Below are 19,591 nucleotides of genomic sequence, written 5' to 3' on the forward strand. Positions count from 1 at the left end.
CAGGATGCCGCAGGCGGTTCGCTGCGCAGCCCCTTGCACCGCGGGCGCGAAGCGCTTACCTCAGGTGTCGGCGGTTACTGCTCTTCGCGTGCGAGGCCCTTTTCCAGTGGCCGATAAGCATTTCCGAGGGTGCTGGCTCTGTTCGGATCCTGGTCCGGATACCTGGTGCCCACCTGATCACTCAGGCTCTCGGGAAATTCCAGCCTTCACGGCTGCTGCGGTTTCCGCCACCCCACCCTCTTTTCAACCTGCCGGCTTTTTGAGGTGCTGGCCCGCCCGGCCCGCGGGAATTTTCTGCTCTCTCCGGCATCTTAGTTAAAATCTGTAAAAATCGCGCAGGATTTTTGCGCCGGAGCGGAGCCATTCGCCCGGTGAAGTGTTGATGACCGGAACCGGAGAAGACGGACAGAGCTGCAAATCACCCCTCGGACGCTGCTTTCCCTCGGCATACGGATGATGGGGATCGGTGCGACCGTCTTCATCCGCCCTGCGAGCCGGCCTCTGGCCGCGCTCCAGGGCAGACCCGGTTCTGAAGCTTCGGCCGTCCTGTCAGCCCCCCTGACGCGGCCGGACTGCAGATTGCTGCCACCAGCCGGTTCGCCCCCCGGCTGAAATCCCCTCTGTGGCGCGATCTGACCACGGCGGACCCGCTGCCTCTCCTCCCGGGCAGCGGGTCCGTTTGTTTCAGGCACCTTCCCCTGCCCATGATGCGTTTTGCCGCTCCGCGCCCCCGGCGACCCCATAGACGCGGCGCTGTGAAAGCGGTAGAACGCGCGCCATGCTGGACAATGCCCCCAAACTTCCGCCCGAAATCGCCCGCCGCCGGACCTTCGCGATCATCGCGCACCCCGACGCCGGCAAAACGACGCTGACTGAAAAGTTCCTCCTGTTCGGGGGCGCCATTCAGATGGCCGGTCAGGTCCGCGCCAAGGGCGAAGCCCGCCGCACGCGCTCGGACTTCCTGAAGATGGAACAGGACCGCGGGATCTCGGTCTCGGCCTCGGCCATGTCCTTTGAATATAAAGAGTTCCGCTTCAACCTGGTCGATACCCCCGGCCACTCGGACTTCTCGGAAGACACCTACCGCACGCTGACGGCGGTGGATGCGGCGATCATGGTGATCGACGGCGCCAAGGGTGTGGAAAGCCAGACCCGCAAGCTCTTTGAGGTTTGCCGCCTGCGCGATCTGCCGATCCTGACCTTCTGTAACAAGATGGACCGCGAGAGCCGCGACACCTTTGATATCATCGATGAGATCCAGGAAAACCTGGCCATTGACGTGGTGCCGGCCTCCTGGCCGATCGGCTCGGGCAAAGATTTCCTTGGGGCCTATGATCTGCTGAACGACCGCCTTGAGATCATGGACCGCGCCGACCGCAACAAAGTGGCGGAATCGGTGCAGATCAAGGGCCTGGATGACCCAAAGCTGGCCGAACATATCCCCGCCGACCAGCTGGCAAAGCTGCGCGAAGAGGTCGAAATGGCGCGCGAGCTGCTGCCCGCCTTTGACCGTGAGAGCTTTCTCAACGGCTCGATGACGCCGATCTGGTTTGGCTCGGCCATCAACTCCTTTGGCGTCAAAGAGCTGATGGACGGCATCGGCACCTTTGGTCCCGAACCCCAGACCCAGAAGACCGCCGAACGCCCGGTCGGCGCGGATGAGACGAAAGTCACCGGCTTTGTCTTCAAGGTCCAGGCCAATATGGACCCCAAGCACCGCGACCGCGTGGCCTTTGTGCGCCTCGCCTCGGGGCATTTTGAGCGCGGCATGAAGATGATGCATGTGCGCTCGAAAAAGCCCATGGCGGTGACCAACCCGGTCCTCTTCCTCGCCGCCGACCGCGAACTGGCGGATGAGGCCTGGGCCGGCGATATCATCGGCATCCCCAACCACGGGCAGCTCCGCATCGGCGATGCGCTGACCGAGGGGGAAACCCTGCGCTTCACCGGCATCCCCAGCTTCGCGCCGGAACTTCTGCAATCTGTCCGCGCCACCGATCCGATGAAGGCCAAGCACCTCGAAAAGGCGCTGATGCAATTCGCCGAAGAAGGGGCCGCCAAGGTCTTTAAGCCGATGATCGGCTCGGGCTTCATTGTGGGCGTCGTCGGCGCGCTGCAGTTCGAAGTGCTGGCCTCACGCATCGAGCTGGAATACGGTATCCCCGTGCGCTTTGAAGGCTCAGCCTTCAGCTCGGCGCGCTGGATCTCGGGCGATGAGGCCGAGATCGAGAAGCTGGTGAACATCAACAAACAGCATATCAGCACCGATAACGACGGCGATCTGGTCTTCCTGACCCGGCTGCAATGGGACATCGACCGGGTGGTGCGCGACTATCCGGCCCTGAAACTCACCGCCACCAAGGAACTGATGGTATGACAGATGTGATCCCCAGAACTCTGGTTGCCACCGTTCTGGGGGTCGCGCCCGAGGCGCTGCCGCCGGGCGATCTGCCGGTGGCGCGGCTGGCCGCAAGGTTTCTCGACTTCCTGAGCGAGAGCTTCCTGCAGGAAGCCGATGCCCCCCATCCCGAAGCCTGGACCTTCGCGCTTTACGGCGGCCTCATCGCCGATCATGCCGAACTCGCGCTGGCCACCCTGCTTGAGATGACCACGCAGATCACCCGCTTTGATGAGGCGGACCTCATCGCCTCCGGCCCGCTGGATGAGCTCCTGAACGCAAAATCCGCCGCCGCACTTTTACCCCTCATTGAGGCGGCCGCGCAAAAATACCCGCGCTTTGCGTTTCTGCTGTCAGGCGCGTCTGCGGAAGGCTCAGCCGGTACGCCTTTCTGGAAAGCCATCCGCGCACTCGGCGAGACCGCCGCCGAGCCGGACGACCTCGAGGGTTGAGATGCCCTTCCCCCACCGCGTCATGGCCGATGGCAGCTTCGCCTTTCACGGCGCGCGGGGGAGCTTAACCGGAAACCGCGGCATCCTGCATGATGCGGCCGGCAATCCGACCACAGCCCGCTGGCGGCACCAGGCCTGGATCAGCTGCACCCTCAATCAGCGCGCGGATCGGGCAAAACTGCCGCTGACCGCGCCGGGCCATTACACGCCGCTCTTCTTTCTCGATGAGGCCGTGGCCCTGGCGGCGGGGCACCGCCCCTGCGCGCTCTGCCGCCGTCAGGCCTTTACCGGGTTCCGCAGCGCCTGGGCCGCCGCCACCGGCCTGTCAGATCGCGCACCAGAGATTGACCGCCACCTGCACGCCGCGCGCCTGACCCCAAAGCGCCAGCCCGCCATCCGCGAGGCCGACTGCGCCGCCCTGCCAGATCACAGCATCATCCGCAGCGAAAGCCACATGGGGCGCCTTTTCGGCGATGCGCTCCTGCCCCTCACGGCAGCGGGCTATGGCCAGCCCCTGAAGCGCCCGGAAGGCCGCGTCCTTCTGCTGACCCCCCTCCCCCTGATCCGTGTCCTGCAGGAGGGCTACGCCCCCGCGCTCACCCCCGCAGCCGACCGCGCCTCCTGGCCCGACCACCGCGGCTAAGCCCCGCCGCGCTCTTTGGCTTTTCTCAAATACTCATCTTCTGCGCTCTCCCCACGCCCCACGCCGGGATCGCAAGCCCCTCACAGCCGCCCGACAGAGCCAGAAAAAACCCCCGGCACCGCAAGGCACCGGGGGTCTGTCGTCAACCCTTCGGGGGCGGGCGTTCAGCCCGCAACGGCCCGCAGACGGTCGCGCTGCGCCGAAAGCTCTTCCGCCACCAGGAAGGCCAGCTCCAGCGACTGCGAGGCATTGAGCCGCGGGTCGCAGGCGGTGTGATAGCGATCCGACAGATCCTCATCGCTGACCGCGCGCAGACCGCCGGTGCATTCCGTCACATCCTGACCGGTCATCTCAAAATGCACGCCGCCCGGGATCGAGCCTTCGGCGTTATGCACCCCGAAGAACTCACGCACTTCGCGCAGCACCGAATCGAAGGGCCGGGTCTTATAACCGCTGGCCGCTTTGATCGTATTGCCGTGCATCGGGTCACAGGACCAGACGACATTGGCGCCCTCTTCCTGCACCGCCCGCACCAGACGCGGCAGATGATCGCCCACCTTCCCCGCCCCAAAACGCGCAATCAGGGTCAGACGGCCCGGCTCATTTTCCGGGTTCAGCAGCGACATCAGTTTTTTCAGATCATCCGTGCTCATCGAGGGGCCGCATTTCAGCCCGATCGGGTTTTGCACCCCGCGGCAGAAATTCACATGCGCGCCCTCAGGCTGACGGGTGCGGTCGCCGATCCAGATCATATGGCCCGAGCCTGCCACCGGCAGACCGGTGGTCGAATCGATCCGGCAAAGCGCTTCTTCATATTCCAGAAGCAGCGCCTCATGGCTGGTGTAGAAATCCACCGTCGAGAGCTGATGCACATTGCCGCCGTCCACCCCGGCCGCCCGCATGAAGTCCAGCGCATCCGAGATCCGGTCCGACAGCGCCTTATAGCGCTCAACCTTGTCGTATTCGGCAAAGCCCAGCGTCCAGGAATGCACCCGGTGGATATCGGCATAGCCGCCCATCGAGAACGCCCGCAGCAGGTTCAGCGAGGCCGCGGCCTGGGTATAGGCCTGCAGCATCCGGTTCGGATCCGGACGGCGCGAAGCCTCGGTGGCGTCAAAGCCATTGATGATATCACCGCGGTAGCTCGGATATTCGACGCCGCCGATCACCTCGGTCGGGGCCGAACGCGGTTTCGCGAACTGCCCGGCCATCCGGCCGATCTTGATGACCGGAACTTTCGCGCCAAAGGTCAGCACCACCGCCATCTGCAACAGCACCTTATAGGTGTCGCGGATGTTATCGGCAGAGAATTCCGCGAAGCTCTCGGCGCAGTCGCCGCCCTGCAAAAGGAAGGCGCGGCCTGCGCCCGCTTCTGCGAGCTGCTTTTTCAGCTTGCGCGCTTCCCCCGCAAAAACCAGGGGGGGAAACTTCGCCAGCTGAGCCTCAACCGCGTGCAGCGCATCCTGATCCGGATAATCCGGCATCTGGATCCGCGGCATGTTGCGCCAGTCAGATTTGTTCCAGCCCAGTGTCATGGGGTCTCTCCGTAAACGGCAGTTAATATTTGGGATATAGGCCGCGGTGCTTCGCCGCGCCACCCGTATTTGCGCCCGCCCCTCAGGGCGGGTGCAATTCAGCGTGACGGAGCGGCGGGGCTGAGCCGGTAAAGCGCGCCCCTGCCAACCGAGAGGAACCACAGACTTCCGTCCGGCGCCTCGCGCAGATCGCGCACCCGGGCCATCTCGGGGGCGCGCAGCACCTCCTGCGCAAAGCCCGCCTTCGGGTCGAGACGGACGATGTGATCCGCCTTCAGACTGCCCGCCAGCAGGCTGCCGTTCCAGCCCGCAAAGCCCCCGCCCTGCAGCACCACAAGACCGGAGGGCGCGATAGAGGGGTCCCAGTACAGCACCGGCTGCTCCATCCCCGGTGCCTCGGTGCCGATGCCGATCTTCGTGCCGGTATAATTGCGGCCATAGCTGATGACCGGCCAGCCGTAATTGCCCCCGCGACGGATGCGGTTGATCTCATCGCCGCCGCGCGCGCCATGCTCGCTCACCCAAAGTGTCCCCTCTGCATCAAGCGCTGCGCCCTGAATATTGCGGTGACCATAGCTGAGCACGCCGCGCGGCAGACCGGGTGCCAGCGCCAGCGCCGCGCCCGCGCGCGACAGCGCGATGATCTTGCCGTGGCTCAGGCTCAGATCCTGCGCCTCCTGACCGCCCGGGCCGGTGCCGCGGTCGCCCAGCCCGACCAGCAGATGCCCCTCTGCCGTCTCAACCATCCGCGCACCGAAATGCCGGGTCGCCGAAGCGCCGTCACCAGACCAGAGCGGCACAAAGCCGCTGAGCGCTGATGACCCGACGTCAAGCCGCCCGCGCCCCAGAGTGATGGCTGATCCGCCGGGCGCGGCGGCAGAATACAGCAGATAGACCTCGCGGCTGCGGGTAAAGTCTTTCGGAACAAGCAGATCCAGCAGGCCGCCCTGCCCGCCCTGCGCCGTCTGCGGCAGCCCGCCGAGCGCGCTCAGCTGACCGTCCCGAAGCCACAACAGCCGCCCGCCGCGCTCGGTGATCAAAACGCCCTCAGCGCCGGGCAGAAAGCCAAAAGCCCAGGGCTCGGTCAGACCATCGGTGATGCGCTCAATGCTCAGCTCCCCCGCAGAAGAGGGCAGCGCCGCAGCCATCGGGGCGGCAGAAAGGGCCGCAGGAAAAGCAGAAGCCAGAAGCCAGCGCATCACGATCGTCCTTTACCTTTTAAAGTTTCACCAAAGGCGGCACCGGGCGACCAAAGGCGTTTTTCTTTGCATCAGAGGGCTTTGCCAGCCAGGCCATCAGCAAAAGTGCGCCAAAGACCGGCACCAGCACCACCAGCTGCCACCAGCCGGAGCGCCCGGTATCATGCAGCCGCCGCGCCCCCGCTGCCGCCAGTGGCACCACGCTCATCAGCGCCCAGATATCGGCCAGACCAAAGCGGTAGGACCAGCCCTGCGTCATCATATCGAGGCCGATCAGAACCGCAGCGACCAGCACGCAAAACAGCATAAACCACCAGTATTCGCCGCGCCCCGCCCGGCCCTGGTAATCGGTGACCCCGCGCCAGGCCCGCCCGGTCGCCTTCACAATCTTCATTCCCGTCCTCCGCTGCCATCGCTGTTGCTGCGCTGTGCAGCCGGCAAAAGGTTAAACCTGCTTCGCTCTTTGACGCAAACGCCGATGCGCGGGGCTGCCGTTACGCGGGGGCTATCCAGAGTGGTTTTTGTCAGTTAGCACTTTATGCAGGGCCTTTTTTCTGCCTCTCCGGCGCTTGCCGGATCCTGACCGTGCCGTCGCAGTGTTTCGCGGCGGGGCGTCCAATGGCTGTCAGGGCCGGAGCGGGCATAAGATCCGCAGACCAGGGGGGCACAGCCCTCCGAAACAGGGAGATTGATATGAAAAAACTTCTGCTTGCCTCCACCGCTGTTTTCGCTCTGGGCACCGCTGCCCAGGCCGGTGAGGTGATCCCGATGGGCATCTCGATCGGCTATACCGGGCCGCTGGAATCGATGGCTCCGGGGATCACGGCTGCGGCTGAGATGGCCTTCAAAGAGGCCAGCGATTCCGGTCTGCTGCTTGATGGCTCGACCATTACCACGTACAAGGCCGACAGCACCTGCATCGACGCCGCCGCCGCAACGGCCGCGATGGAGCGCATCGTGACCTCGGACAAAGTGCGCGGCATCGTCGGCGGCATGTGCTCGGGCGAGACCACCGCCACGCTGCAAAACGTCGCCATGCCGAACGGCGTTGTGATGATCTCTCCCTCGGCCACCTCGCCGGCGCTGTCCTCGCTTGAGGCCAATGACCTCTTCTACCGCACCTCGCCCTCTGACGCCCGTCAGGGCGTGGTCATGGCCGAAGTACTGCAGGAGCGCGGCTTCAAAACCGTCGCCGTGACCTATACCAACAACGACTACGGCAAGGGTCTGGCCGATGCCTTCCAGGCTGCCTTTGAAGCCATCGGCGGCAAAGTCACCATCAACGCCCCGCATGAAGACGGCAAAGCCGACTACACCGCGGAAGTCGGCGCGCTGGCCTCGGCCGGCGGCGAGGTCCTTGTGCTGGCCGGCTACGTCGATCAGGGCGGCTCGGGCATCATCCGCGGCTCGCTGGATTCGGGCGCGTTTGAAACCTTCCTCTTCCCCGATGGCATGGTCGGCACCCCGCTGGAGACCAATTTCGGCACCCAGATTGACGGCTCTTTCGGCACCAACCCCGCCTCTGAGGGTGAAGGCCGTGACAAGTTCATGGAACTGGCCAAAGCCGCAGGCTTTGACGGCAACTCTGCCTTTGCCGCCGAAGGCTATGACGCCGCAGCGCTGATGCTGCTGGCCATGGCGAAAGCCAAATCCAGCGATCCGGCCGTCTACAAAAAAGAGATCCTCGGCGTCGCCAATGGCGAAGGCGAGAAAATCTATCCGGGCGAGCTGGCCAAAGCGCTGGAGATCCTCAACGGTGGCGGCACGGTGAATTATGAAGGCGCCACTTCGGTGACCTTCGTGAACGGTCGCGAAAGTGCGGGCAACTACCGCGAAACCGAGATGAAGGACGGCAAACTCACTGTGGTGAAGTACCGCTGATCTGACGGGGCTGCCTGCGGCACCGTCGCAGGCAGCTCCTTTCTCAAAGACCCAGAAGAAAACGCGGCCGGCCCATCGGAAGGCACGGCCCGCACGGGGAGCTGCAAATGATTGTCGTGGAGAATCTCCACCGACATTTCGGCGGATTTCACGCCGTTGACGGTGCATCACTGACCATCGAAACCGGATCCATCACCGGGCTGATCGGCCCGAACGGAGCCGGAAAAACCACATTATTCAACGTTATAGCAGGAAGACTGCCGCCCACATCGGGCCGTGTCACCATGGCGGGAGAAGATATCACCGGCCTGCCGCCGCATGTCCTCTTTCACAAAGGTCTGCTGCGAACCTTTCAGATCGCCCATGAATTCGGCTCCATGACGGTGCGCGAGAATCTGATGATGGTCCCGCCGCATCAGGCCGGAGAGACGCTGTGGAACACCTGGTTTGGCCGCAAACGCATTGCGGACGAAGAGCGGGCTTTGCGCGCCAAAGCCGATGAGGTGCTGGAGTTTCTGACCATCTCGCATCTGGCCGACCAGAAGGCGAGCCAGATCTCGGGCGGGCAGAAAAAGCTGGTTGAGCTGGGCCGCACCATGATGGTCGATGCCAAAATCGTCTTTCTCGATGAGGTGGGCGCGGGCGTGAACCGCACGCTCCTGAACACCATCGGCGATGCCATCATCCGGCTGAACCGTGAGCGCGGCTATACCTTCTGCGTGATTGAGCATGACATGGATTTCATCGCGCGGCTCTGCGATCCGGTGATCGTCATGGCAGAGGGCAAGGTCCTCGCCAAAGGCACCGTTGATGAGGTCAAAAACGATGAGCGCGTGATCGAGGCCTATCTCGGCACGGGGCTGAAAAACAAAGTGAAAGATGAGGCCGCTCATGGCTGAGCCCTTCCTGATCGGCGAGACCATGACCGGGGGTTACGGCGGCGCAGATATTCTGCACGGCTGCACTCTGGCGGTTGAGCGCGGCGAGATTGCCGTGATCGTCGGCCCCAATGGCGCGGGGAAATCCACCGCGATGAAAGCCGTCTTTGGCATGCTGAAGCTGCGCGCAGGCCGGGTGCGCTTTGACGGTGAGGATATCACCGCCCTCAGCCCTCAGGACCGGGTGGTCCGGGGCATGGGCTTTGTGCCCCAGACGCAGAATATCTTCACCTCCATGTCGGTGGAGGAGAACCTGGAGATGGGCGCCTTCATCCGGCGCGATGATTTCCGCGATACCATGGCGCAGGTTTATGATCTGTTTCCCATTCTGAAAGAAAAGCGCAACCAGCCCGCGGGCGAGCTTTCGGGCGGTCAGCGCCAGCAGGTCGCCGTGGGCCGCGCTTTGATGACGCGCCCGAAGGTTCTGATGCTGGATGAACCGACGGCCGGGGTCTCTCCCATCGTGATGGATGAGCTGTTTGACCGCATCATTGAGATCGCCCGCAGCGGCATCTCGATCCTGATGGTTGAGCAGAACGCCCGTCAGGCGCTGGAGATCGCCGACAAGGGCTATGTCCTGGTCCAGGGCGCCAACCGCTTCACCGACACCGGCAAGGCCCTCATGGCCGACCCGGAGGTCCGCCGTTCCTTCCTGGGAGGCTGAGGCATGATGAACCCCGTTTCACATCGCGTGCGCCCTGCGCCGCGCAGCCCCGTTCCCTTCCGCGGGGAGACTGTCTGATGGATATCCTCAACGCCATTGTGGCGCTTCTCAATTTCGTGGTGATCCCCGGCGCGGCCTATGGCGCGCAGCTCGCGCTTGGCGCGCTTGGGGTGACACTGGTTTACGGCATCCTGCGGTTCTCTAACTTTGCCCATGGCGACACCATGGCCTTCGGGACCGCGGCGACCATTCTGGTGACCTGGGGGCTGACGGCGCTTGGCATCACCTTCGGGCCGCTGCCCACCGCGCTGCTGGCTCTGCCCTTCGGGATCGCGGCCACCATTGCGCTGCTGCTGGGCACCGACCGGCTGGTCTACCGCTTTTACCGCCGCGTGAAGGCCGCGCCGGTGATCTTTGTCATGGTCTCGATGGGGATCATGTTTGTGATGAACGGCCTGAACCGCTTTATCATCGGGGTCGGAGACATCAATTTCGTCGATGGCGAGCGCTTTTTGATCACCGCCCGCGGCTTTCGCGAAGCGACAGGCCTCGCAGAGCCGCTGGCTTTGCGCATGACCCAGGTGATTACTCTGGTGACGGCCGCCATCGCCGTGGCGCTGCTGTTCTGGTTTCTCAACCGCACCCGCACCGGCAAATCCATGCGGGCGTTTTCGGACAACGAAGATCTGGCGCTGCTGTCGGGCATCAACCCGGACCATGTGGTGCGGGTGACCTGGATGATCGTGGCGGCGCTGGCGACCACGGCGGGTGTGCTTTACGGGCTGGATAAGAGCTTCAAAGCCTTCACCTATTTCCAGCTTCTGCTGCCGATCTTTGCCTCTGCCGTTGTCGGCGGGCTTGGCAATCCGCTGGGGGCCATCGCCGGCGGCTTCGTGATCGCTTTTTCTGAGGTCACCGTCACCTATGCCTGGAAGAAGGTGGCGACCTATGTGCTGCCCGAGAGCCTTGCGCCTGAGGGGCTGATGCAGCTGATGGGGACGGATTACAAATTCGCCGTCTCCTTCGCGATCCTGGTGGTGGTTCTGCTGATCAAACCGACCGGCATCTTCAAAGGAAAATCGGTATGAGCGCGCGTCTTCGTCCCGTTCTTCTCTTCGGCGCGGTGGCGCTTCTCTATCTGGCGACGGCTTATGTCTATGGCTGGAACCTGACGCTGGCCATCGTCAATATGGGGCTGATCGGTGCCATCATGGCGCTCGGCGTCAATATGCAGTGGGGCTATGCCGGGCTTTTCAACATCGGCATCATGGGCTTTGTGGCGCTTGGCGGTCTGGCGGCGGTGCTCATTTCGATCCCGCCGGTGCCCGAGGCCTGGGCGGCGGGCGGCATGGGGGTTGTGTTGGGTCTGCTGATCGGGGCTGCGACCATCGCGGGCGCGGTTCTTTTGTGGAAGAAACTGCCGCCCGGAAAGCTGCGCGGGCTGATCATCGTGATCTTTCTGGTCGCAGGATTCTGGCTTTACGGCAAGATCTTCTCGCCCGCCGTCAGCGCGGTTGAGGCGGTGAACCCGGCCGGGACCGGCTTTCTGGGCGGTCTGGGCCTGCCGGTTCTCTTTGCCTGGCCCGCAGGCGGTCTTCTCGCTGCGGGTGCGGCCTGGATCATCGGAAAAACTGCTCTGGGTCTGCGCTCGGATTATCTCGCGATTGCCACGCTGGGGATTTCAGAGATCATCATCGCGATCCTGAAGAACGAAGACTGGCTGAACCGCGGCGTCAAAAACGTCATCGGCATCCCGCGGCCCTGGCCCGTCCCCTATGAGGTGCAGCTGCAGCAGGATCAGGGCTTTCTGGCCTGGGCGGCGGACTGGGGCGCGAGTGCGGCCACGGCGTCCAGCATCATCGTCAAGCTGAGCTATGCCGGGCTGTTTCTGATGGTTCTGCTGATCCTCATCACCCTGGTCGAGCTGTCCTGGCGCAGCCCCTGGGGCCGCATGATGCGCGCCATCCGCGACAATGAGGTCTCGGCGGCCGCCATGGGCAAAGATGTCACCCGCCGCCATCTGCAGATTTTCGTCCTCGGCTCTGCCGTGGTCGGGGTTGCGGGCGCGATGATGACCACGCTTGACGGGCAGCTGACGCCGGGAAGCTACCAGCCCTTGCGCTTTACCTTCCTGATCTGGGTCATGGTGATCGTCGGCGGCTCGGGCAACAACTGGGGCTCGCTCTTGGGCGGGATGCTGATCTGGTGGCTCTGGATTATGGTGGAGCCGATGGGCCTGTGGCTGATGCAGCTCATCACCTCCGGCATGGCTGAGGGCTACTGGCTGAAGAAACACCTGATCGAAAGCGCCGCCCATATGCGGATGCTGACCATGGGGGTGATCCTGCTGCTGGTGCTGCGCTTCAGCCCGCGCGGGCTGCTGCCCGAAAAGTAACTGCCGCCCAGGGCCGGGCCTCTGCCCGGCCCTGCGGTTCTTTTGCCACGGCAGGACACTCACCCCGCCCTGAAAGCGACTGACAGCAAAAAGCCCCGCCCGGAGATCCGGGCGGGGCTTTTGAAGTCTAAGGATCAAAGCCTTATTTCGGGCCGATCATCATGACCATCTGACGGCCTTCAAGCTTCGGCATCGATTCCACTTTGCCGATCTCGGTGACTTCAGCCGAAACGCGGTTCAGCAGTTCCATACCAAGCTGCTGGTGCGCCATTTCACGGCCCCGGAAGCGCAGGGTGACTTTCACCTTGTCGCCTTCGGTCAGGAACTTGACGACCGAGCGCATCTTGACCTGGTAATCATGCTCATCCGTACCCGGACGGAACTTGATTTCCTTGATCTCAATGATCTTTTGCTTCTTGCGGGCTTCGGCTTCGCGCTTTTGCGATTCGTATTTGAACTTACCAAAGTCCATAATCTTGCAGACCGGTGGCTCGGCGTTGGGCGAGATCTCGACCAGGTCAAGCCCGGCCTCCTCGGCCATTGCCATAGCGCGAGCGGGCGTAACAACGCCGACGTTCTCGCCATCCGCCCCGATGAGGCGAATCTCCGTTGCGCGGATACGATCGTTTACGCGCGGCCCCGTTTCACGTTGCGGCGGGGCATTATGAGGTCTGCGTGCTATGGTCTCTCTCCGTAAGCAGGGAAAACTTACGCGCAAAATAATCCTACCGGGCCTGAGTTTCAACCCGCATTCGCAGCGCACCCCCTGCGCAGCCGTCCTGACGGTCGCAAAACAGCGTGCAAAATGCCGGATTTGCGCATAATCAACCCCGGTAATCCCTCAGGCGCGCGGCGCCCGGGGTGTCAAAGATCATGAGGAGGTTTCATGAACAAGTCCGTTTTCTTCGGCGCTCTGCTCGTTCTTCTGGCAGGCGGCGGCTATTATCAACTCGTTCACCTGCCCGCCCAGGAGGCCGCGCATCTTGAGGCCGAACGCGCCGCCGCCGAAGCCAAAGCGGCTGCAGAAGCCCGCGTGAAAGCCGAGGCCGATGCCGCCGAAGCCGCCCGCCTGAAAGCCGAAGCTGACGCCGCCGAAGCAAAGGCCACGCAGGAGGCCGCTGCCGCCGCCGAAGCCGCCGCCCGCGAGACCGCCGAAAAGGCCAGGGAGGCCGCCGGTGCGGCCGCAGACGCCGCTGCAGACGCCGCTGAGAAAGCCGCCGATGCCGCAGCCGAGGCGATGGGCGCCGTCAAAGACAGCCTCGCCCCCTCTGCCGGCGCAGCCGCCGAAGCCGCAGCCACCGCCGCCGATCAGGCCGCTGAAGCCGCAGGCAATGCCGCCGCCGCTGCAGGCGAAGCCGCGCTGGATGCCGCGAACTTCACCGCTGAGCGCGCGCTGGAGCTGATCGAGGCCTCCTCGCTGGATGCGGCCACCAAAGCACAGCTGAAACTCGCGGTGGAAACCACCCGCAGCAATCCGGCCCTCATCGAGCCGGTGCTGGAGCGTCTGCGCACCGCGCTCGGCCGCTGAAACCTGCCGGTCTGAACCAGAAAAGGGGCCGCGCCTGAGCGCGGCCCCTTTGCCATTTCCGGGCCGGTTCCCCCCCGGAAAGGCCCCCTCCGGGTCCCCGCGACAGCCGCCTGCGGCAAAATCATTTTCGCGGTCTCGCAATTCCTCTTCACGGCTCACTGCGGGCAGGATATACGCCCGCCATGACCGAGCTGAACCTCATCCGCAACTTCTCCATCGTGGCCCATATCGACCACGGCAAATCCACCCTCGCCGACCGGCTGATCCAGGGCACTGGCACGGTGGCTGACCGCGATATGAAGGCGCAGCTGCTCGACAGCATGGATATCGAGCGCGAGCGCGGTATCACGATCAAGGCCAACTCCGTCCGGATCGACTATAAGGCCAAGGACGGGCAGACCTATGTTCTGAACCTGATCGACACCCCCGGCCACGTTGACTTCGGCTATGAGGTCTCCCGCTCGATGCGCGCCGTTGAAGGCTCGCTGCTGGTGGTGGATGCCTCGCAGGGCGTCGAGGCTCAGACCCTCGCCAATGTCTATCAGGCGATTGACGCGGGCCATGAGATCGTCTCGGTCCTCAACAAGATCGACCTGCCCGCCGCTGATCCTGAGCGCGTCAAAGAAAACATCGAAGACGTCATCGGTATTGATGCGTCCGACTCGGTGATGATCTCGGCCAAGACCGGCCTTGGCATCCCCGATGTGCTGGAAGCCATCGTCACCCGCCTGCCGCCGCCGAAGGGCGACCGCAATGCGCCGCTGAAAGCCATGCTGGTTGACAGCTGGTATGATGCCTATCTGGGCGTGGTCGTGATGATCCGCGTCATGGACGGCGTCATCAAAAAGGGCGACCGGGTGAAGATGATGCAGACCGGCGCGGTCTATGGCATCGACCGCCTGGCCGTTCTGCGTCCGCAGATGGTCGAATGGCCCGAGCTGGGCCCGGGCGAGATCGGTGTGTTCACCGCCTCGATCAAACAGGTCCGCGATACGCGCGTGGGTGACACCATCACCCATGAGAAAAAGCCGACCGCTGAGGCGCTGCCGGGCTTTAAGCCGGCACAGCCGGTGGTCTTCTGTGGCCTTTTCCCGGTCGATGCTGCCGACTTTGAGGCGCTGCGCGATGCGATCGAAAAGCTCGCGCTGAATGACGCTTCCTTCAGCTATGAGATGGAAACCTCGGCCGCTCTGGGCTTTGGCTTCCGCTGCGGCTTCCTGGGGCTTTTGCACCTCGAAGTGATCCGTGACCGCCTTGAGCGGGAATATGATATGGATCTGATCACCACCGCGCCTTCGGTGGTCTATCACCTTCATATGAAAGACGGGACCGTGAAGGATCTTCACAACCCGGCTGATATGCCCGATCTGACCTATGTCGATCACATCGAAGAGCCGCGCATCAAAGCGACCATCATGGTGCCCGATGAATATCTTGGCGATATTCTGAAGCTCTGCCAGGATCGCCGCGGTGTGCAGCAGAACCTGACCTATGCCGGTCAGCGCGCCATGGTCGAATATGATCTGCCGCTCAATGAGGTGGTCTTTGACTTCTACGACCGCCTGAAGTCGGTGACCAAGGGCTATGCCTCGTTTGACTATCAGATCACCGGCTATCAGGAAGATTTCCTGGTGAAGATGTCGATCCTGGTGAACGATGAGCCGGTCGATGCGCTTTCGATGATGGTCCACCGCGACCGCGCCGAAAGCCGTGGCCGCTCGATGGTGGAAAAGCTCAAAGAGCTGATCCCGCGTCACATGTTCAAAATCCCGATCCAGGCGGCCATCGGTGGCCGCGTGGTGGCCCGCGAAACCCTGAGCGCGATGCGCAAAGATGTGACCGCGAAATGCTATGGCGGCGACGCCACCCGGAAGAAGAAACTTCTGGAGAAGCAAAAGGCCGGTAAGAAGAAGATGCGCCAGTTCGGCAAGGTGGAGATTCCGCAGGAAGCCTTCATCAACGCGCTGAAAATGGACAACTGATCCACGAGTTCAGGTCGGCAGCCCCAGGGTTGCCGACCTTGTGTTTTTCGGTCACGCGATTTTGCCTTCGCTCCGGCGCAGCCCCTTTTGACGGGCCGCGTTGTCCGCTCAGTCTCTGCCGCTCACGGACCATGATCATGATTTCCCTGTCCTGCCGCCCTGTCCTGCTGACACGCCCTCTGATGGCGCTGCTGTTCGGGCTGTCCCTGCCGCAGCCGGGCTTTGCCGGTGACAGCGTGAAGGTCACCTCGCTGAAACCCAGCACCGCCGGATTTTATGAAGTGACGGCGGCCACCCCCACCGCCGGGCGCACCATCACCTGCATTCTTCGCGATGGCGCCGGCAAGGCCCTGTCGCGCAACTCCTGGGTCAGCGTGGCCCCCGAGACCACGGTCCCGATCCGCCATCCTGACAACAATGTCGTCTCTGCCGTCTGCTCGGCGACGGAAGATTAAGGACCGGGGCCGCGCAGCTCTTTGCCGATACGGCTGCCGACCGCCCCCCCATGACAGACCCCCTGGCAGAGACAGACCCGGCGCGTTAAACTGGCCGGGAAGGAGCAGGTTTATGCAGTATTTCCTTGGGGTTGATGGCGGCGGCACCGGATGCCGTCTGCGGCTTTGCGACAGCGCAGGCCGGGTGCTGGCGGAAACGGCAGAGGGTCCGGCGAATATCGCCACCGATCCGCAGGGGGCGCTGCGCAACATTCTCGCAGCCAGCCGGGCGGCTCTGGACGAGGCGGGCCTGCCGGCTTCGGCGCTGGACGGGGTCACGGCAGGTCTGGGGCTTGCCGGGGTCAATGTCTCGGATGCTGAGACCTGGGCGCAGGCGCTGCCCTATGCGCGCGCAAAGGTGGTAACCGATGCCTGGACCAGCACCCGTGGTGCGCTTGGGGGGCAGGACGGCCTTGTTGCGGCCATCGGCACCGGCTCGGTTTTTGCTGCGATGCGGGGCGGGGTTTATACCCAGATTGGCGGCTGGGGCTTTCATCTGGGCGATGAAGGCTCGGGCGCTGTGCTGGGCCGGATGCGTCTGAGCGCCACCCTGCGCGGCGTCGATGCAATCGCCCCGCTGACCCCCCTTGGTCAGGCCACGCTCCAGGCCCTGGGCGGTGCCGCGGCACTCCCGGGTTTCGCGCAAAGCGCCGCCCCCGCAGATTACGCACGCCTGGCACCGGCGCTTTTTGATCAGGCGACAGACCCCATGGCCGCCGCCATCCTGAGCGCTGCCGCAGAGGAGGTCGCCGCCCTGATCGAGCGCCTGCAGGCGGGTGCCCCCCTGCCCGTCACCTGGACCGGCGGGCTGGGGCCCCTCTGGGCCGCGCGGATCGGCAGCCGCTGGCCCGCGCGCGCGCCCTGCGGCTCGGCCCTCGACGGCGCTCTGGCGCTGGCCTTTTCACTGCGGGAGGCGTGATGGACCGCTTTGCCCTGATTGCCCCGCGTCTCTTTGACGGCGAGAGGTTCCACGAGGATGTCGTGGTGCAGATCGAAGCGGGCCGGATCACCGCGCTTTCCGATCGCAGCGGCAGCCTGCCCGAACTGCGTGCCGAGGGGTTGGTCACCCCCGGCATGGTCGATCTGCAGGTCAATGGCGGCGGCGGCGAGATGCTGGGGCCGCGGACCGATGCCGCGCAGATCGCCCGTCTGCTGGCCACCCATGCCCGGCTCGGCGCGACCTCCATCCTGCCCACGCTGATCACCGACAGCCCCGAAGTCACCGCGCGGGTCATTGAGGCCGGTCTCGCCTGCCGCGATCTGCCGGGCTTTCTCGGCCTGCATCTCGAAGGGCCGCATCTCGACCCGGCGCGCAAGGGCGCCCATGACCCCGCCCTGATCCGCCCCATGACAGAGGCGGATCTGACCCGCCTGCTGGCGGCGGCGGCGGCGCTTCCGGCGCTGATGGTCACCCTTGCCCCTGGTGCGGCCACCTCAGAGCAGATCTCACGGCTTGCGGCGGGCGGCGTGATCGTGGCGCTTGGCCACAGCGACTGCAGCTTTGAGGCGGCCGAAGCGGCGACCCGCGCCGGAGCCCGCTGTGCCACCCATCTTTTCAACGCCATGAGCCAGCCCCAGGGCCGTGCGCCCGGACTGGCCGGGGCCGTGCTGGCGGGATCGCTTTGCGCCGGTCTGATCGCGGATGGCCATCACGTCTCGATCCCCATGATGCAGATCGCGCTGCGCGCCCGCCCGAGGGGGATTTATCTCGTCTCAGACGCGATGGCGGTGGCGGGCACGCCTGATCTGTCCTTCACCCTGAACGGACGCAAGGTGCTGCGCCAGGACGGGCGGCTGACGCTCTCGGACGGCACTCTGGCGGGCGCAGATATCACCCTGCCCGAAAGCGTGGCCGTGCTGAGCCGCGAGGCGGGCATTGACCCGGCCCGCGCGCTTGCCATGGCGACCTCAGTCCCGGCCGATCTTCTCCGTGCAAAGGCAGGCCGGATCGCAGCCGGACATCCGGCGGATCTTCTGACCCTCTCGCCCGAGGGGCGGCTGGGTGCCGTCTGGAAAAACGGCACCCGCCTGACCTAAGCGTGCCTCAGGCGGCGGGGTCCACCCGCCGCACCCTGGCCTCTCCGGCCTGCATCTCGCCCTCTGCCCGGTCAAAGCGCAGCCAGGCAATGGCGCGCCCGCCCGCGCGGGTGAACAGCATACCCGCCTCTTTTCCGCCCTGAAGGATCGGCGTGCCCGGCACCGCCTCCCCCTCGACCGAGACCTGGGCAAAGCCTTTGCGCAGCTCGGTCTTATGCTTCATCCGCGCGGTGACCTCCTGGCCGACATAGCAGCCCTTGCGGAAATCGACCCCCGACAGCCGCTCAAAACCGGCCTCCAGAATATAGGTCTCATTGGGGATCAGCTCGATCCCGGCCTCGGGGATCACATGGGCCACGCGGATCGCATCCCAGTCCACCGAAGGCGCCCCCCCCTCAAGCGGCGCATAAAGCCGCCAGCCAAGTGCCGGGTGGCGCGGATCGCTGACCGCCCCCTCAGGTGCCTCGCCCAGACCGCGGCTGACCTTCAGCGCGCTTTGCGTGATCTGCACATCGGCCCGCAGCCGGTACATCGTCAGCCGCCGCAAAAGATCCCCCGCCTGAGCCGCGCTCACATCAAGAAGGATCACCTCTCCCGCTGCCACCAGCAGGAAATCCGCCAGATATTTGCCCTGCGGCGTCAGCAGCGCCGCATAAAGCGGCCCCGCGCTCAGCCGACGGATATCCTGGGTGATCAGCCCCTGGAGAAAACTCTCACGGTCTGCCCCCGCAATCTCCAGCACCACCCGACCCGGATCTGCCTCACCCATCGACATCTGCGCCCCTTTCGTGAACCTTTCCCCACATATAGGCCACCACCCCAGGACAGCCAGAGCCTTAAGATTTTTTACCGACAGACCTCAGCTTCCCCGCCGCCCCCTTGCAACCGCAGCCCGAGAGGTTAAGTCTCCCCCAAGGGATGCGACGGGGACGATGAAATGATCCGCTATGATCTGAAATGCGATCAGGGCCATGAATTCGACAGCTGGTTTGCCTCAGCCGCCGCCTTTGAGCGGCTGCAGACCGCCGGCCATGTCGGCTGCCCCGACTGCGGCTCGGTGAAGATCGACAAAATGCTGATGGCCCCGGCGGTCAGCAAAACCGCCACAAAGCCCGCGCCCCTCACCCAGCCCCGCAATGAGCGCGAAGCCGCCCTCGCAGAGCTGCGCCGCGAGGTTGAGCAGAACTCCGAATATGTCGGCGTCTCCTTCGCCCGCGAGGCCCGCGACATCCATGAAGGCCGCGCCCCCGAACGCGCCATCTGGGGCGAGGCAAAGCCCGAAGACGCCCGCGCCATGATCGAAGACGGCCTTCCGGTGCTGCCGCTGCCGTTCAAACCGGCGGCCAAGGCGAACTGAAAGCCCCCCTTCGCTTGACTTTGCCCCCCGAAAGGGCGGATAGCGCGCGCAGTCACCCCCGACGCCGCTCAAGATCCAAGCGAGGCAT

Annotated in this window: 19 protein-coding genes; 14 read left to right on the forward strand and 5 right to left on the reverse strand. The window is 64.2% G+C overall.

Annotation, left to right across the window (positions count from 1 at the left end):
* Positions 1-778 precede the first annotated feature (778 nt).
* Genes EG244_RS09175 through EG244_RS09185 form a run of 3 tightly spaced genes read left to right on the forward strand, consistent with a single transcriptional unit; the run spans position 779 to position 3,493 of the window.
* On the forward strand, positions 779-2,377 hold the full coding sequence (locus tag EG244_RS09175; RefSeq protein WP_124964712.1) for a peptide chain release factor 3: 1,599 nt from the start codon (positions 779-781) through the stop codon (positions 2,375-2,377).
* Positions 2,374-2,850 carry a DUF6869 domain-containing protein gene (locus EG244_RS09180; RefSeq protein ID WP_124964713.1) on the forward strand — a complete coding sequence of 159 codons (477 nt, stop codon included), beginning with the start codon at positions 2,374-2,376 and terminating at the stop codon, positions 2,848-2,850. Before EG244_RS09175 ends, EG244_RS09180 begins: the two co-directional genes overlap by 4 nt.
* A gap of 1 nt (position 2,851) precedes the next feature.
* Positions 2,852-3,493: a hypothetical protein gene (locus EG244_RS09185; protein WP_124964714.1), complete on the forward strand. Its 642-nt coding sequence runs from the start codon at positions 2,852-2,854 to the stop codon at positions 3,491-3,493.
* A gap of 164 nt (positions 3,494-3,657) precedes the next feature.
* On the opposite strand, the gene EG244_RS09190 is transcribed toward EG244_RS09185, so the two are convergent.
* The 3 genes from EG244_RS09190 to EG244_RS09200 form a co-directional block, all read right to left on the reverse strand.
* Positions 3,658-5,028 carry a class II 3-deoxy-7-phosphoheptulonate synthase gene (locus tag EG244_RS09190; RefSeq protein WP_124964715.1) on the reverse strand — a complete coding sequence of 457 codons (1,371 nt, stop codon included), beginning with the start codon at positions 5,026-5,028 and terminating at the stop codon, positions 3,658-3,660.
* 98 nt (positions 5,029-5,126) lie between these two features.
* On the reverse strand, positions 5,127-6,227 hold the full coding sequence (locus EG244_RS09195) for a PQQ-dependent sugar dehydrogenase (protein ID WP_124964716.1): 1,101 nt from the start codon (positions 6,225-6,227) through the stop codon (positions 5,127-5,129).
* Between the two features lie 19 nt (positions 6,228-6,246).
* The gene (locus EG244_RS09200) at positions 6,247-6,621 is read right to left on the reverse strand and encodes a DUF805 domain-containing protein (protein ID WP_124964717.1); all 375 of its coding nucleotides are present in this window, start codon (positions 6,619-6,621) and stop codon (positions 6,247-6,249) included.
* 299 nt (positions 6,622-6,920) lie between these two features.
* Here EG244_RS09200 and EG244_RS09205 point away from each other — a divergent pair, with 299 nt between their 5' ends.
* The 5 genes from EG244_RS09205 (at position 6,921) to EG244_RS09225 (ending at position 12,105) form a co-directional block, all read left to right on the forward strand.
* Positions 6,921-8,108 (forward strand): ABC transporter substrate-binding protein, encoded by a 1,188-nt coding sequence (locus EG244_RS09205; RefSeq protein WP_124964718.1) that lies wholly within the window; start codon positions 6,921-6,923, stop codon positions 8,106-8,108.
* A gap of 107 nt (positions 8,109-8,215) precedes the next feature.
* A complete protein-coding gene (locus EG244_RS09210) occupies positions 8,216-9,007 on the forward strand; it encodes an ABC transporter ATP-binding protein (RefSeq protein ID WP_124964719.1) in 792 nt (263 codons plus the stop codon).
* Entirely contained in the window at positions 9,000-9,710 is a 711-nt protein-coding gene (locus tag EG244_RS09215; protein WP_124964720.1) for an ABC transporter ATP-binding protein, read from the forward strand. Before EG244_RS09210 ends, EG244_RS09215 begins: the two co-directional genes overlap by 8 nt.
* Before the next feature lie 77 nt (positions 9,711-9,787).
* Positions 9,788-10,798 carry a branched-chain amino acid ABC transporter permease gene (locus tag EG244_RS09220; protein ID WP_124964721.1) on the forward strand — a complete coding sequence of 337 codons (1,011 nt, stop codon included), beginning with the start codon at positions 9,788-9,790 and terminating at the stop codon, positions 10,796-10,798.
* Positions 10,795-12,105: a branched-chain amino acid ABC transporter permease gene (locus EG244_RS09225; protein WP_124964722.1), complete on the forward strand. Its 1,311-nt coding sequence runs from the start codon at positions 10,795-10,797 to the stop codon at positions 12,103-12,105. The genes EG244_RS09220 and EG244_RS09225 overlap by 4 nt, the downstream gene beginning before the upstream one ends.
* A gap of 142 nt (positions 12,106-12,247) precedes the next feature.
* Here the strand turns inward: EG244_RS09225 and infC are convergent, their stop codons facing one another.
* Complete coding sequence (infC, locus tag EG244_RS09230) at positions 12,248-12,868, reverse strand: translation initiation factor IF-3 (RefSeq protein ID WP_267900266.1); 621 nt, start codon at positions 12,866-12,868, stop codon at positions 12,248-12,250.
* A 123-nt stretch (positions 12,869-12,991) separates the two neighbouring features.
* Between infC and EG244_RS09235 the strand changes: the two genes are divergently transcribed.
* The 5 genes from EG244_RS09235 to EG244_RS09255 all read left to right on the forward strand — a co-directional run bounded on the left by EG244_RS09235 (position 12,992) and on the right by EG244_RS09255 (position 18,146).
* Positions 12,992-13,633, forward strand: a complete 642-nt coding sequence (locus EG244_RS09235; RefSeq protein WP_124964723.1) for a hypothetical protein — start codon at positions 12,992-12,994, stop codon at positions 13,631-13,633.
* Between the two features lie 182 nt (positions 13,634-13,815).
* Entirely contained in the window at positions 13,816-15,615 is a 1,800-nt protein-coding gene (gene lepA, locus EG244_RS09240) for a translation elongation factor 4 (protein ID WP_124964724.1), read from the forward strand.
* Between the two features lie 137 nt (positions 15,616-15,752).
* Complete coding sequence (locus EG244_RS09245; RefSeq protein ID WP_124964725.1) at positions 15,753-16,070, forward strand: hypothetical protein; 318 nt, start codon at positions 15,753-15,755, stop codon at positions 16,068-16,070.
* A gap of 112 nt (positions 16,071-16,182) precedes the next feature.
* Positions 16,183-17,028 carry a BadF/BadG/BcrA/BcrD ATPase family protein gene (locus EG244_RS09250; RefSeq protein ID WP_124964726.1) on the forward strand — a complete coding sequence of 282 codons (846 nt, stop codon included), beginning with the start codon at positions 16,183-16,185 and terminating at the stop codon, positions 17,026-17,028.
* A complete protein-coding gene (locus EG244_RS09255) occupies positions 17,028-18,146 on the forward strand; it encodes an N-acetylglucosamine-6-phosphate deacetylase (RefSeq protein WP_124964727.1) in 1,119 nt (372 codons plus the stop codon). Before EG244_RS09250 ends, EG244_RS09255 begins: the two co-directional genes overlap by 1 nt.
* A 7-nt stretch (positions 18,147-18,153) precedes the next feature.
* Here EG244_RS09255 and ygfZ read toward each other — a convergent pair whose 3' ends face one another.
* Positions 18,154-18,915 carry a CAF17-like 4Fe-4S cluster assembly/insertion protein YgfZ gene (gene ygfZ / locus EG244_RS09260; protein WP_124964754.1) on the reverse strand — a complete coding sequence of 254 codons (762 nt, stop codon included), beginning with the start codon at positions 18,913-18,915 and terminating at the stop codon, positions 18,154-18,156.
* Between the two features lie 168 nt (positions 18,916-19,083).
* On the opposite strand from ygfZ, the gene EG244_RS09265 reads away from it, so the two are divergent.
* Positions 19,084-19,503 carry a DUF1178 family protein gene (locus EG244_RS09265; protein ID WP_124964728.1) on the forward strand — a complete coding sequence of 140 codons (420 nt, stop codon included), beginning with the start codon at positions 19,084-19,086 and terminating at the stop codon, positions 19,501-19,503.
* Positions 19,504-19,591: the final 88 nt, after the last annotated feature.

The organism is Falsigemmobacter faecalis, assembly GCF_003863335.1.
GTDB lineage: Bacteria > Pseudomonadota > Alphaproteobacteria > Rhodobacterales > Rhodobacteraceae > Wagnerdoeblera > Wagnerdoeblera faecalis.